Raw genomic sequence first — 14,310 nt, forward strand, 5'->3', positions numbered from 1 at the left:
CACACTGCAGGAGAGAGCGTTACAAGTCGCAGTGTGGCGAAAGGCTCATCCGCCTTTCGTTCCAGGGCCAAGGATACGGAGCATAGCTCCTGGGAAAGTAGGTCATCGCCAGGTAAACAAGCGAAAAACTACCTTTAACGAGGTAGTTTTTCTGTGTTTTTAATACTGTAATGTAAGGAACGAAAGTACCGGGGTTCCCTCCTTTGGGATCCACACTGCAGGAGGTCTGCGTTACAAGTTGCAGTATGGCGAAAAGCTTTCCTTCACCACGAAGTCTTCCTTTGGGTGGGTGGCTCGGCGATACTCATCCTACGCCGATAATTATTCTTTGGGGATCGCGGCTTCGGCGAGACCCTCCACTGGAGGCTTTCGTGCCTTTCGTATCGCCAGGCAAACAAGCGAAAAGACTATCTCTAATGAGATAGTTTTTTCGCTTGTATTATTCGGCTGGTTTTTGATTATTCAAAAACAAGGTAATCCACTAACTTATAATCCATGGAGGTTTTATCTCCATTGATATTAACCCAACTTATGTGAAATTCAATAGGACTAAGTAATTCTTTCAATTTGTCATCAGTTAACTCCCTGTAATATAAAACATAATTTCGTTCGGCAAACGACAACTCTTGGTTTTCATTATTTTGATAGGCTTCATTTCCGAACCATAAACGATCTGAGGTTAAAATTTGTCTAAACTCAATAGTACTGGGAACGACTAATTCCTTTCTTGTAACATTTTTACCGTTGGCGATCTCTATTTTAAGTATGAGATTTCGAAAATCATCGACTTTAGGATCTTGAATGCGTTGAGTCCCAACTCTCTCGAACTCATTTTTTGATAAATGAGTTACTTTTGAAACTATGTTTATTGTAGGTACTTGGACTTGAGGTTCATTAACTGTCGCAATAGATCCATTATTGTTAGAGCATCCGCTCACTAGAATTGTTATCGCTAATAAAACACCTGTAAGAAACTTCATTAATTTCGACTCCTTAATTTTAAATAAATAATTTTATGCCAAGCATAAGGAATAGGATTATTTATTGACCATAGTTTTTCTGACACCCTTAAAAAAATTACGGTAAAAAGTCCATCCCTGCCTCTACAGAAAAAGAATATCGAACATTCCGCCGAGTACTTCAAAGAGGACTTTAGGGTCATTTACATAGTAAATATACCATTAATTAAGGAGTTGTGTAAGGGTTAATTACTTTCCTTAATAACTACAGAATAGGATTTGTGGCGATTCAGAGGTTTAAGACACTTAGCAGCAGAGAAATTATAGTTAAATAATGCATTTGACAAAATTAGTCACTATATATTATTATCTGAATAGTAATAATATATAGAAAATTACGAACATAAATGAATGAGTACACATTCAAGTTAGAGGAGGAATAGAGGCATGGAAGAAGCTACCTTAGAAAGACCTTGGTTTCGCTTTTATGAGCCGAATGTTCGGAGACAGGTAGAAATTCCTGAATTGACTTTAATGGGTATGTTGAAACAAACAAAGTTAAAATTCCCGGATAACCTGGCATTAATCTTCGGGGGAAAGAAACTTACGTACAGCGAGATGGATGTTCTCATTGAGCGGATGGCTAAGATGCTTGTGCTAAGAGGGATAAAAAAGGGAGATCGAATTTCCATATTTATGCCTAATAGCGTTACCTGGGTGATCTCATTCTTTGCAATTCAAAGAATAGGGGCAGTTGTCGTGCAGACCAACCCACTATATGTGGAAAGCGAACTAAAAGCTTTATTACAAGATTCGGGGGCAACAGGGATAATTTCTATTCCGCAGCTTTTGCCTCGTATTGCAGCAATCAAAGCAGATGTTGGACTAGAATTGATTGTCTTAGACTACTTAAGTGGATTTTCTGGCTTAGCTGGTTTAGGATTAGCGGATAACTCAGTGTATGTAGACCTCGAGGAACAACTCTTAGATCTAAGCTTAGATAAATTAGTCCCCCCTGAATGGGTATCTCAGGCGGATGATATTGCAGTATTACAGTATACCGGTGGGACGACCGGAACTGCTAAAGGCGTTATGTTAACTCATCATAACCTTGTAGCCAATGCACTCCAAGCATGGGAATGGATTGGGGGTCAAGAGGGAAAGGAAAGAGTATTAACCGTATTGCCCTTGTTTCACATATACGCTTTGACTGCTTGTATGAACTTAGCAATACTTTCTGGAGGGGCAATGATAATTTTGCCTAGATTTGATATCGATGCTGTGCTCCAACACATCAACGACTATGAACCGACGCTTTTTCCTGGTGCGCCGACCATGTACGTTGCAGTAATTAATCATCCGAGGATCAAGGAATATAAGGTCTCCTCTATTCGGTGCTGTCTAAGCGGATCTGCCCCGCTTCCAAAGGAAGTAGCAATTCGTTTTGGTGAATTAACTGGTGGAAGATTAGTCGAGGCGTATGGTTTATCTGAGGCATCGCCTGCTACTCATTTAAATCCGATATTCAATGCCCGAGTCGGCTCAATTGGTGTTCCAGCACCTAATACGAATTCTAAAATTATGGACCTAGAGACAGGTCTGAGGGAGCTTCCACCTGGGGAAATCGGTGAATTGGTTGTTAAAGGAAATCAAGTCATGTTAGGATACTGGCAAAGACCTGAGGAAACAAAGGATGTCTTAAGGGATGGTTGGCTTTATACCGGAGATATTGCTTACAAAGATGAAGACGGTTTTTTCTATATTGTCGATCGAAAGAAGGATATGATTATAACGGGTGGTTATAATGTCTATCCCCGCGACGTAGAAGAAGTTTTATATACCCACCCAGCCGTAAGAGAAGCAGTGTGTGCTGGAATTCCCAATCCGTATTGGGGAGAAATCGTTAAGGCATATATTGTTGTTAAAGAGGGATCGAGTGAAACGGAAGAAGAAATCTTGAAATACTGTCAAGGAAAACTAGCTGGATTTAAAATACCTAAGAAGGTAGAATTTCGTGAGAGTTTGCCGAAAACGGCTGTCGGCAAGGTTCTGCGACGTTATTTAGTTGACGAAGAGCGAGAAAAAATATTACAAAAAGAAAGAGCTGCGGAGGCTCAGGTGGTTGCTAACCAAGAAATTGCAGTGAGTATGTAACTTAAAACTATATTAGAATTCTTTGTACGATTTCCAAGGCATTAAAAAACAGGAGTCATCTTTTTTATAAGATGACTCCTGTTTTTGTTGCGGTAGTTATATGAATTGAACGAAGGACAGGACAAAGCTAAGTTATTATCTTTGAGTTACTTCTTAGATCGCAATGCTTCCTCTTTTGAAAGTCCATGCCCGTCTCTGGAATCCATGCTCGGTTGATCTTCAGGACGAGATGGAATAGGCTTGGTATTAGGATTAGCGTTTCTTTCTGGGAATTTCTTTATCACGAATTACCTCAACTCCTTCATATATAATCAAACTAATTTAGATAACGAAATTATTTTGCCCCTTTTAATTATGGAATACTACTTTTCACATTAATTAAATTAATACTCCTATTTAAAAATTAAAGGAAGAAAAAATCAAAAATATAAAGTTAATAGATTCAATCATAAATAAGACTTAAGACCTGTTGACACACAACATATAGTGTGATTAAATTAAAATCGTACTATATGTTGGGGGTTGAGGTTGTGCACTGTCCATTCTGCGGAAATGAGGACACGAAAGTTCATGATTCGCGTCAGGTTGAAGAAGGAACAGCGGTCCGTAGACGCAGGGAATGTGAACGTTGTTTGCGTCGATTTACCACCTTTGAAAAGTTCGAAGACTCACCATTAGTCGTTGTAAAAAAAGAAGGTCGACGAGAAGGATTTTCTCGATCTAAAATGATGGCCGGCATGCTCAGAGCTTGCGAAAAGCGATCGATTTCGATCGATGAAATCGAGGAAGCAGCCTACGCAATAGAAAAAAAATTGCGTAATCGTAATGAGCGAGAGGTGTCAAGCTCCGAAGTTGGAGAAGCAGTTTTGGAACAGTTATTTAATATGGACGAAGTTGCCTACATACGTTTCGCTTCTGTCTATAGACAGTTTCAAGACATACAACGATTTATGGAAGAGCTGCATGAACTTATTGAAAAAAGAGGATCTATCAAAAAGAGAAATTAGTCTGAGTAGTGATAAGGAAAGTTGGGGGTATTGAGTTGAGTTTCGAAGGACAAGCACCAAAGACATGGCCGAAGGCTAATTTAACGCCTAATGCACGGGTTGTATTAGCAAAACGGTATTTAAAACAAGAAGATGGACAAGTAATAGAAACCGCTGAAGATATGATTTATCGAGTAGCTAGTGTGGTTGCCCAAATTGAGGAGGAAAATTACGGTAAGGGTAAAAAGGAAATTCAAGCTCTGATCAAAGATTTTTATAACATGATGGCCAACCTCGAGTTCATGCCAAACTCACCTACGTTAATGAATGCAGGTCGTGACCTCGGACAACTCAGCGCTTGCTTTGTGTTGCCAATTGAGGACAGCATGGAAGAAATTTTTGATGCAATAAAAAATGCAGCCATTATTCATAAGTCTGGTGGAGGGACTGGTTTCAGCTTTTCTCGTTTACGCCCCAAAAATAGTATGGTCCGTTCAACCGGTGGAGTAGCCTCCGGTCCAATTTCTTTCATGAAAGTATTTAATTCTGCCACAGAAGCAGTTAAACAAGGTGGTACCCGTCGGGGAGCCAATATGGGAATTCTTCGTGTCGATCATCCAGATATTATAGATTTCATTCAGTGTAAAGAGGATAATAAGGAAATTACAAACTTTAATATTTCTGTGGGAATTACCGAGGAATTTATGCTAGCCGTTCGAGAAGAACGACCTTATGATCTCATAGACCCCCATACGGGTAGTGCTGTCGGACAATTGTCCGCGCCAGAGATCTTTAATATAATTGTAGACCATGCCTGGAAAAACGGTGAACCTGGAATTGTTTTCCTCGATCGTTTAAATCAAGGAAATCCAACCCCGCTGTTAGGGAAGATTGAAGCTACGAATCCATGCGGTGAGCAACCATTGCTTCCAAATGAGGCTTGTAACTTAGGGTCAATCAATCTTAAACTGATGGTCATCGAAAAAGAAGGAAAAATGGTGATCAACTGGGAGCGTTTAAGTCAGGTAACACGATTGTCGGTTCGCTTTCTTGATAACGTAATAGACGCTAATCAATACCCTCTGCCAATTATCGATAAGATGGTTAAAGGAAATCGTAAAATTGGTTTAGGTGTCATGGGATTTGCAGATATGCTTATTCTACTCCAGACCTCATATTCTACTGAAGAAGCAGTTGAATATGCAGAAAAGGTTATGAAATTTATCCAAACCGAGGCCCGTATTGAGTCTCAGAGATTGGCTGAAGAGCGCGGAACTTTCCCAAATTATGAGGGTTCTATTTATGATGGGGTTATGAAGCTGAGAAATGCAACACTAACGACTATAGCTCCTACTGGAACCATTTCCATGATTTGTGCCGCTTCGAGTGGGGTAGAACCTTTATTTGCAGTTGCCTATACTAAAACTGTAATGGATGGGACAGCTTTGGTGGAAGTAAATCCGCTCTTTGAATCGTTTGCTAAAGAGTTTGGTTTCTATTCCCAAGACCTTATGGAGAAAATCGCAAACCTGGGAACCGTCTTAGGTTTGGCAGAAGTTCCAAATTGGGTACAGGAAGTCTTTACTACGGCCCAAGAGATTGCTCCTGAATGGCATATTCGAATTCAAGCAGCATTCCAGAAATATACTGATAACGCAGTATCTAAAACGATTAACTTTGCTAACTCTGCGACACGGGAAGAAATTGCGGAGGCCTATCGACTTGCAGATGAACTTAACTGTAAAGGCCTGACAGTTTATCGCGATGGCAGTCGGGAAGAGCAGGTGCTTTCCACGGGTACCGCAACAGTACAATCCCAAGATGAAAAGGTTGCTGGGACTAAGGCACCGATCTCTGCTCCTAAAGTACCGTTTGTCCCCGAGGTGAACACAGTCGTTCCTCGACCACGACCGACTACAACTATAGGGGTTACGGAGAAAATTAAAATTGGGTGTGGAAACCTATATGTAAGTGTTAATGCAGACGAAAAAGGAATTTGTGAAGTGTTTACGAATACTGGTCGTGCCGGAGGATGCTCATCCCAATCTGAGGCTACTGCCCGTCTGATTTCTATAACTCTGCGTTCCGGCCTGTCAGTAGATGCAATTACAGAACAGATCAAGGGAATTCGTTGTCCGGCTTGTATGCGGCGAGAAGGAGTTAATGTCACATCCTGCCCGGATGCTATTGCTAGAGTAATTAGAAAGTATAATGACGTCGGAATTAATTTCACTAAGTCTCAAACGGGCGTGCAAGAACAAGTGCTAGCGACCGAAAAGGCTGATGTTGTAGCAGGACAAGGAAATGTTGCGGCAGAAAAGGGCACTACAAAAAAAGCCCGTGTGAATGTTGCCCCAGGAAATGCCTGCCCAGAGTGTGGAATGTCGATCAATCATGAAAGTGGTTGTGTTGTCTGCACTCACTGCGGCTATTCAAAGTGTGGATAAGATTAATGTTCAGGATTTAAAGTCTTTGTTTTACTAGGATTAAATATAATATCAATGATCGCTCGGATCGTAAGGATCCGAGCGATTTGAAATTTTCTTGGTTATATTGTATAATCAAAAATATCAATTAGAGATTGGAGATGGAAAGATGCGTAATTTTTCTTGCTAAAAATATAAGCATAATGATATACGGAACCAGTGGCAGAAACCGCTTGTTTTGTTGTGCTTAATGCAAGAAAGTTACTATTTCTTTTCACTCAGATAATACATCCTTACCATACTCTAAATGGGTCTGGCTTTGCTGTGTATTTGCGAGCTGCAAGAATTTAACTTTCTTGCAGCTCATTAATTTTTTGCACAGGAGGAAAAATTATGTCTCTAATAAATGTTACAAATCTGACCTTTGCCTATGATGGCAGTTATGATAACATTTTTGAAAACGTTAATTTCCAAATAGATACCAATTGGAAATTAGGATTTACGGGGAGAAATGGTAGAGGTAAGACAACATTTCTTAACTTGTTGCTTGGTAAATATGAATACAGCGGTAACATTTCTGCAAATGTTAGTTTTGAATATTTTCCTTTCAATATAGTAAACAAGGAAAGGAATACCCTTGATCTAATCAGCGATATTTTTCCGGATTATACCCACTGGAAATTGATGCGTGAACTTTCATTACTAGAAGTTTCTGAGGATGTTTTGTATCGTCCTTTTGATTCATTATCCTTCGGAGAACAAACGAAAGTATTGCTTGCGGCGTTGTTTCTTAAGGAGAATAGTTTTCTGTTGATTGATGAGCCAACCAATCACCTTGATATGACTGCAAGAAAACTAGTAAGTGATTATCTCAATACCAAAAGTGGCTTTATTCTGGTATCACACGACAGAGCATTTCTTGATAACTGCGTTGACCATATTCTTTCAATCAATAAGACCAATATAGAAATCCAAAAAGGCAATTTTTCTTGTTGGTGGGAAAATAAAAAAAGGCAGGATAGCTTTGAGTTTGAAGAAAACGAGAAGCTTAGGAAAGATATTAATCGCTTGTCAGATTCCGCCAAACGAACGAGTAACTGGTCGAACGAAGTGGAAAAGACAAAAAAAGGAACAAAAAATTCGGGTTCCAAGCTGGATAAAGGTTATGTCGGTCATAAGGCTGCAAAAATGATGAAACGCTCTAAGTCAATTGAAAACAGACAACAATCTGCTATTGATGAAAAGTCTAAACTTCTCAAAAATATCGAAGACTCCGACAGCCTGAAGATTTCTCAGCTTGCTTATCATAAAAACCAACTTGTCGAACTTGAGAATGTTTCAATTTTTTACGATGAAAAGACAATTTGTAAAGTAGGCTTTACTATTGAGCAAGGTGACCGAATTGCGCTTGTGGGTAAAAACGGCTCAGGGAAATCAAGTATCATTAAACTTATTTGTGGTGAGAATATAGCCTATACAGGCACTTTTAGAAAAGGGAGTCAGCTTAAAATATCCTATGTTTCACAGGACACATCGCATCTTCAGGGCGATTTAACTGACTTTGCTGCAAACAACAAGATTGATGAAAGCCTTTTTAAATCTATTTTAAGAAAGCTTGGTTTTTCCAGAGTTCAATTTGAAAAGGATATGTCAACTTATAGCGGTGGCCAAAAGAAAAAAGTGCTGATTGCCAGTAGTTTATGCGAACAAGCGCATCTATATATTTGGGATGAACCACTTAACTATATTGACGTGATTTCCCGTATACAAATCGAAGAGTTATTGCTCAAATATCAACCGACTATTTTGTTTGTAGAGCATGATAGGATATTCAGCGAAAATATCGCGACAAAGTTTGTAAATATCTGATGACAGAAGATAGCTTTATTATTAATCAGTCGGAATATTTCTCTTTTCGGCTCCTATGTTATTAGTTTCTCGATTACTTGGTATATCACGTTGCAAACCTCATCCGGTAAATGGGTGGTATTTTGTATCAATTAACTAGTAAACGTTCCGGTCTGAATTGAGTCGTTCTCATACCCTGTGAAATGAATATATAAGATCAATAGATACTTGAGTCTGCACAGTCCCATGGGGTTGCAGAAAACGATTTACCCTCTCTTTATGATATGATTCCATAAAGAGAGGGTAATTATATAACAAAGGCATAGGAAATGCTGATTAGAAAAAACAAAATTGAATATTGAAATAAGAATTTCACCTCTTGCTGATGTGTGTATGGTATACTCATATAGATCATGGGATTGCGTGCGGATCACAAAGGGGATCGAGGCGCGAAGGAGTTCGAAAATGATTAAGGTATATAGTAATTATGTTGCATGTGACACTCAAGAAGAAGCCCTCGAGGCTCAGGTGATTATAATTAATGCAATGTCTCATATTCCCAAGATTTGTGAGGATCGTGATATGTTTCTTGTCCACCACGAACTAGGCGAGTGTAAAATGCAGGAATTGCTAAATCAAAGAGGTTTAGCATGCAAGTAGAGCCAAAAACTCGCATTGGGCATGATCTTCAAGTCAGACTCATCCACCTGGTCATGATGGCCAGGTTTTTTTGTCTTAACTTCTCCTTACTATTCTTTATCTTTTTTAAACATATGTAACCGTTTGAACCTCTTTTATACTCTATATCGGGGAGGACAACATTTAACCCATTATACGATTCGTGGATTTTTGATGGGATTAGCCTAAGTATTGTTCTCATGAAGTTTAATTTAGGAGGAAATGTTTTTTGACACCATCTAAAGTAAGGCTATTTATAACACTCTTTGTTACGATACTCTTAATTTTTGGGTGTAATAAGGATAATAAGGTTAGCGTTGTTAATGATTTCTCAATATATTTAGTTAAAGATTTAACTGCAACTGAAGCTATGAGTAAAAATCTCGATGATCTAGCATTAGAAGATATACCGGTGCTTACCGATGAGGAAATTAGTATATATAATTGGAAAGAACATGTTTTTACATTGAAGGAAGGTTTCAATTTGGAAGAAAAATTAGAAGGGAAAGTGCCGATAAGTGGTAAGCCTTTTGTTGTAGTCGCGGATAGTGAAAGAATATATCTAGGAAGTTTTTGGAACCCGATTTCTTCATTATATATGCCTGAAATTCCAACTATATATTCTATGTGGTTTAAGGGTAATGATAAAGATACCTATACAATAAAATATGGGAATGAACAAAAAGATCCTCGAGATGATATAAGAATATATGACTCATTAAAAGGCTTAGGGAAAACTTTTTAATGGGTAAATATTCTAAGTGGATAAATAAAACTAAGGACTATGACAATCTCAGTAGAATATAATAAAAGTTTCCTTTAGAACTATAAAAAAGATTATTAATTTAGGTTCTCTATAAAATATAAAACCGAAGAAAAGTTTAGATAATAGCACAGATGATCGTATTAAGGCACTGAGAAATCAGTGCCTTTCCCTAGAGTGGTTGAGAATACGCCCAAGAGGATGAGAGATCTAAGAAACTGCTGTAGAATTCGTCGATTCCAAGGAATAACGATTGATGTCGTAGCGGATAATTCCGTGTCTATACGTGATTCAGTCAACGAAGTAGTTAAAACGATCCTTGAAGGGTGTATTCTGGCGGTCATTATTGTGTTCCTTTTTTTAAGGGAATGGGAAACTACCTTGATCAGTGGAATTTCCTTACCAACATCTATTGTAACAACCTTCATTGCCATGAAGGTCATGGATTTTTCTCTTAACACCATGTCACTGATGGCCCTGTCTCTGTCGGTCGGTTTATTGATTGACGATGCCATCGTGGTAATCGAGAATATTGTCCGGCACTTACATATGGGGAAACCGCCCATGCAGGCAGCCCGGGAGGCTACATCTGAGATTGGGTTAGCGGTTATGGCAACAACCTTCGCAGTGGTTGCGGTTTTTGTGCCTATCGCCATGGTTACGGGGATTATCGGAAAATATTTTATTGAATTTGGACTCACCGTAGCCTTTAGCATGCTGGTTTCACTCTTTATATCCTTCACATTAGTGCCTATGATGTCTTCCAAATTATTAAAGTCTGAGAGAAAGATGAAAAGAACCTTTGTGGGTCATTTTTTAGACTGGTTTAATGAGAAATTTGATTTGCTGGGAACTAAATATTCTAAATTACTAAAGGTTGTTCTTGGTCACCGTTTTATAACCCTAATCTTTACTATTGTAATTTTTGCTGCCAGCATGCGGTTGATTCCTTTGCTAGGTTTCAGTTTTATCCCATCCACTGATGCAGGGGGGATAAATATAAGTGTGAGTACAGACTCTGGTTTGACATTGCAGGCTGGAGGGGAAAAAGCCAAAGAACTTGAAAAAAGGATTGAGGAATATCCTGAAGTCACTCATGTTTATACTACGGTCAGTCCTGAAAAAATTTCAATTTATGTAAAACTAACTGAGAAACAAGAGCGAGAAAAGTCATCGAAACAGATTGCCTCAGAAATCAGGGAGGACTTAAAAGGAATCTCAGGAGTTGAACTGGCTGTTAAAGCAAGTTCCTTAGGACCCAACGAGGGTAAAGATGTCTCTTTTGTTATCCTGGGAAACGACACGGAGGCAATGCAGGCTTTCGCGCTGAAAGCGAAAAAGATACTGAGTCAAGATCCTCATGCCAAAGATGTAGCGCTAGATCTCAAAACTGGCAAAACAGAAACAAAATTAGAGGTTGACAGAGATAAGGTTTCCGATCTGGGTGTTAATACAGCACTTGCGGCTGCGACTATACAGGCGCTTTTTGACGGAATAGATGCTGGTAAATTTGAGTGGGCGGGTGATAGGTATAATGTGAGGGTATCGTTGAAAGACGATCAACGTAAGAGCTTGGATAATCTGGATGGTATTTATGTAAGTGGTTCAGATGATCGACAGATACCGTTGTCCAATGTTACTAAGAAAGTTCTTTCCACTTCGTTTTCCACAATTCATAGATATGATAGGTTGTTACAGATTGAGCTTTCCACAAATGTCGAAGGAATAGCCACTGGGGACTTTCTAAACATGTATACGAACAAACTGACGAATGAGTTGGATATTCCACAGGGGGTTATCGTAAAAGTAGGGGGAATGAACGAGACTATGCAGGAAGGGTTCGGTAGTCTTGTAACCGCGCTCCTGATGGGTATAATGTTCATGTTCTTGGTTATGGCTATGCAGTTTGAAAGCTTTTTGATCGGCATCATTCTTCTGATGGGATTGGTAGCTAAGAATGGTATTCTGCTAGACTTTACAAAGCAGAAGAGGAATGATGGACTTGGTGTAAAAGAGGCTTTGATTGAAGCAGGTGCCGTCCGGTTAAGGCCTATCCTGATGACGACTCTGGCCATGATCTTCGGTATGATTCCTGTTGCTACCGGAACAGGAGCAGGGGCAGAAATGCGGGCACCAATGGGGCATGCAGTGATTGGTGGCTTGATCACTTCCACGATATTAACACTCTTTATTGTTCCAGTTATCTATTCTCTATTGGATGATATGAAGAAGAAGTTCCGCAGGAATACGAAAAAAACTGTATCCCCTAATTTACCATACGAAAATAGAGATTTATCGTTGAACCAAAATTAGTAACACGAAAGATATAGAACTCCCATTGTAGAATCTACAGTAGGAGATCTATAAAATTTAAGTTTTTCTGAACTAATCTATCTGCCAGTCGATCGGTGATCTATTGTTAGAAATTAAGAAATTGTTTGCTTTAGAAAAGGGTTTGCTGCCAAAGAATCCTCTGCTGGCAGATAAGGGGCTTGGATGAGCGGATTCGATAATCAAGTGATGGGGGTTTGTAATGAGGTTTTTCTTAGAACGAGCGTTATTACCCCATAAAATAAAGACTACAGGATCGGTTTTCTCATTAACTAAAGAAATAATCTTATCAGTAAAGATCTCCCAACCCTTGTTTTGATGAGAATTGGGCTTACCTGCTTCTACGGTGAGTGACGTATTGAGAAGTAATACTCCTTGTTCGGCCCATTTTCTAAGAGAACCATGTTTAGGTGTCTGACAACCTAAGTCGGATTGCAGTTCCTTGAATATATTCTGGAGCGATTTTGGAAAGGGAACTCCAATATTCACAGAAAAACTAAGCCCCATTCCTTGACCGACGTTGGGATAGGGGTCTTGCCCTAAAATGACAGTCTTGGTATTTTCGTATGAGGTAAATACTAAAGCGTTAAACACATCTTCCTTTTTAGGAAAGATCTGTTTCTTTCGGTATTGGTTTTTCACCCAATCTAATAATTGAATATAATAGTCCTTTTTCATTTCATCAACAAGTAGTCTTTTCCAATCAGCTTGAACTGCCATGGTGAAATACTCCTTCCTTTGTGTTTCCCTAAATATTTCGTGTTGACCATCATCAAACGGCTTCACTTTTCTCTTTCTTTATAACACAAAAGTGGCAACGACGATAGCGCTACCACTTTGTTATACATTAAAAGAGAATTATGCAATCAATCCCTCTACCGTGTCGATTAGATCTTGTAATTCGAAAGTTTAAGTATCAATCCATGGTAAAAATCTTTAGACGGCAATATTTCCGCTGAGGGGATTGAACCCGTAATAAATGTGACTGGAATAAAATCTAATTCAGGATTTGCTCTCATCTTCTCAACTAGTTCTTTTCCGTTCATTCCAGGCATTTTAAGATCTACCAATATTACATCGGGTTTTAATCCCTTTTCTAAGCTTTCATACGCATTCAGACTATCATTAAACGTGACAACTGTTGTCCTTCGTCTGTCAAGGCAAGTTTTATTACAATTGATATTAAAGGATTATCATCAATTGTGTAAATTATGGCCAATCCTCTCAACCGCAATACTTGTTTTTTGTGCAAATGACAGACATAAAAGGATTTTGGCAAAAACATGTCGAAATGTATTAATTTGAGTGGAGGGAGATCCTTGAACTTTCACAAAAAAACCATTAATGAGTTAGCCCTGGTGTCATAATCAATTGTTTACACCGTTTTTCACGACCAAAGAAAGAGGAACAGGTTTAGGCCTTGCCATAGTTAAGGCAATTATTAACAATCACGATGGTGAAATTGAAGCAAGCAATAGGCCTCAAAGTGGAGCAGTCTAATTAATTCACATAAGGCGAAAGTCGGCGCCGCTGAGAAACAGGGAGTCAAGCTCTTGTTTCTCAGCGGCGCTTCTGGAATTCAATTATCGCGTGGCCATTTTTTTATAAATAAATTGTTTGAATTATTTTGCCTTACACGATACTTGCCACATCATCCCGAATTTATCGGTAAACTTGCCGTATAATGGGCTAAAGAAAGTTTCCTGCAGTTCCATTTCAACTTGCCCATCTGTAGATAATGCTTCAAACATTGCTTTTGTGGCTTCTTGTGTATCAAATTCGAGTGAAAAAGAAATGTTATTGCCGGCATTGTAAGGGGTATTAGGAAAGGTGTCTGAAAAACGTATGACATGACCATCTTTTCTTAATTCAGCATGCAGAACGAGATTTTTCAAATGATCAGGTACTGGAAATGCTGGATTTGGCGGGGCATCGCTAAAATGCAGGATTTGACTTTCTCCGCCCAAAGATGCTTGATAGAAGTTGACAGCTTCTTCACAGTTTCCATTAAAAACAAGGTATGGTATTAACCAATCACTCATAGTAAAGCCTTCTTTCATTTATTATGGAGTGTATTATGTTCAATATTTGTATAATTAGACATTCTATCTTCAACTGTATATTCTACTAAAAATTATTTTGAGATGTTGTTGATCCAACTTTAG

13 protein-coding genes are annotated in these 14,310 nt (G+C 38.9%); 8 read left to right on the forward strand and 5 right to left on the reverse strand.

From position 1 onward, the window contains the following. Window positions 1-458 precede the first annotated feature (458 nt). Window positions 459-980, reverse strand: coding sequence for a hypothetical protein (locus M8E35_RS14670; RefSeq protein WP_073033576.1), 522 nt, complete (start codon window positions 978-980; stop codon window positions 459-461). 426 nt (window positions 981-1,406) lie between these two features. Here M8E35_RS14670 and M8E35_RS14675 point away from each other — a divergent pair, with 426 nt between their 5' ends. After that, window positions 1,407-3,113, forward strand: coding sequence for a long-chain-fatty-acid--CoA ligase (locus M8E35_RS14675; RefSeq protein WP_252469942.1), 1,707 nt, complete (start codon window positions 1,407-1,409; stop codon window positions 3,111-3,113). A 146-nt stretch (window positions 3,114-3,259) separates the two neighbouring features. Here M8E35_RS14675 and M8E35_RS14680 read toward each other — a convergent pair whose 3' ends face one another. After that, entirely contained in the window at window positions 3,260-3,397 is a 138-nt protein-coding gene (locus M8E35_RS14680) for a hypothetical protein (protein ID WP_007778236.1), read from the reverse strand. A 246-nt stretch (window positions 3,398-3,643) separates the two neighbouring features. Here M8E35_RS14680 and nrdR point away from each other — a divergent pair, with 246 nt between their 5' ends. The 6 genes from nrdR to M8E35_RS14710 all read left to right on the forward strand — a co-directional run bounded on the left by nrdR (window position 3,644) and on the right by M8E35_RS14710 (window position 12,127). Beyond that, complete coding sequence (gene nrdR, locus M8E35_RS14685) at window positions 3,644-4,120, forward strand: transcriptional regulator NrdR (RefSeq protein ID WP_073033572.1); 477 nt, start codon at window positions 3,644-3,646, stop codon at window positions 4,118-4,120. Between the two features lie 35 nt (window positions 4,121-4,155). Then, window positions 4,156-6,546: a vitamin B12-dependent ribonucleotide reductase gene (locus M8E35_RS14690; RefSeq protein WP_252469943.1), complete on the forward strand. Its 2,391-nt coding sequence runs from the start codon at window positions 4,156-4,158 to the stop codon at window positions 6,544-6,546. Window positions 6,547-6,918: 372 nt separating this feature from the next. Beyond that, entirely contained in the window at window positions 6,919-8,394 is a 1,476-nt protein-coding gene (locus M8E35_RS14695; protein WP_252469945.1) for an Lsa family ABC-F type ribosomal protection protein, read from the forward strand. A gap of 444 nt (window positions 8,395-8,838) precedes the next feature. Next, complete coding sequence (locus M8E35_RS14700; protein WP_252469947.1) at window positions 8,839-9,033, forward strand: hypothetical protein; 195 nt, start codon at window positions 8,839-8,841, stop codon at window positions 9,031-9,033. A gap of 247 nt (window positions 9,034-9,280) precedes the next feature. Beyond that, entirely contained in the window at window positions 9,281-9,796 is a 516-nt protein-coding gene (locus M8E35_RS14705; RefSeq protein WP_252469948.1) for a hypothetical protein, read from the forward strand. Between the two features lie 219 nt (window positions 9,797-10,015). Beyond that, window positions 10,016-12,127, forward strand: coding sequence for an efflux RND transporter permease subunit (locus tag M8E35_RS14710; RefSeq protein ID WP_252469949.1), 2,112 nt, complete (start codon window positions 10,016-10,018; stop codon window positions 12,125-12,127). Between the two features lie 72 nt (window positions 12,128-12,199). Here the strand turns inward: M8E35_RS14710 and M8E35_RS14715 are convergent, their stop codons facing one another. After that, window positions 12,200-12,865, reverse strand: coding sequence for a uracil-DNA glycosylase (locus M8E35_RS14715; protein WP_073032418.1), 666 nt, complete (start codon window positions 12,863-12,865; stop codon window positions 12,200-12,202). A gap of 167 nt (window positions 12,866-13,032) precedes the next feature. After that, window positions 13,033-13,326 carry a response regulator gene (locus tag M8E35_RS14720; RefSeq protein WP_309446474.1) on the reverse strand — a complete coding sequence of 98 codons (294 nt, stop codon included), beginning with the start codon at window positions 13,324-13,326 and terminating at the stop codon, window positions 13,033-13,035. A 190-nt stretch (window positions 13,327-13,516) separates the two neighbouring features. Between M8E35_RS14720 and M8E35_RS14725 the strand changes: the two genes are divergently transcribed. After that, window positions 13,517-13,645 carry an ATP-binding protein gene (locus M8E35_RS14725; RefSeq protein WP_289710851.1) on the forward strand — a complete coding sequence of 43 codons (129 nt, stop codon included), beginning with the start codon at window positions 13,517-13,519 and terminating at the stop codon, window positions 13,643-13,645. A gap of 122 nt (window positions 13,646-13,767) precedes the next feature. Here the strand turns inward: M8E35_RS14725 and M8E35_RS14730 are convergent, their stop codons facing one another. Further along, entirely contained in the window at window positions 13,768-14,187 is a 420-nt protein-coding gene (locus tag M8E35_RS14730) for a VOC family protein (protein WP_252469950.1), read from the reverse strand. Window positions 14,188-14,310 lie beyond the last annotated feature (123 nt).

This window comes from Desulfosporosinus nitroreducens, from assembly GCF_023897015.1.
In the GTDB taxonomy this organism is placed as follows: domain Bacteria; phylum Bacillota; class Desulfitobacteriia; order Desulfitobacteriales; family Desulfitobacteriaceae; genus Desulfosporosinus; species Desulfosporosinus nitroreducens.

Bases quoted from the DNA above. Each gene is read 5' to 3' on its own strand.
- M8E35_RS14715 (WP_073032418.1), bottom strand. From the start codon at position 12,865: ATGGCAGTTCAAGCTGATTGGAAAAGACTACTTGTTGATGAAATGAAA.
- M8E35_RS14700 (WP_252469947.1), top strand. From the start codon at position 8,839: ATGATTAAGGTATATAGTAATTATGTTGCATGTGACACTCAAGAAGAA.
- M8E35_RS14730 (WP_252469950.1), bottom strand. From the start codon at position 14,187: ATGAGTGATTGGTTAATACCATACCTTGTTTTTAATGGAAACTGTGAA.
- M8E35_RS14670 (WP_073033576.1), bottom strand. From the start codon at position 980: ATGAAGTTTCTTACAGGTGTTTTATTAGCGATAACAATTCTAGTGAGC.
- M8E35_RS14695 (WP_252469945.1), top strand. From the start codon at position 6,919: ATGTCTCTAATAAATGTTACAAATCTGACCTTTGCCTATGATGGCAGT.
- M8E35_RS14675 (WP_252469942.1), top strand. From the start codon at position 1,407: ATGGAAGAAGCTACCTTAGAAAGACCTTGGTTTCGCTTTTATGAGCCG.
- M8E35_RS14710 (WP_252469949.1), top strand. From the start codon at position 10,016: ATGAGAGATCTAAGAAACTGCTGTAGAATTCGTCGATTCCAAGGAATA.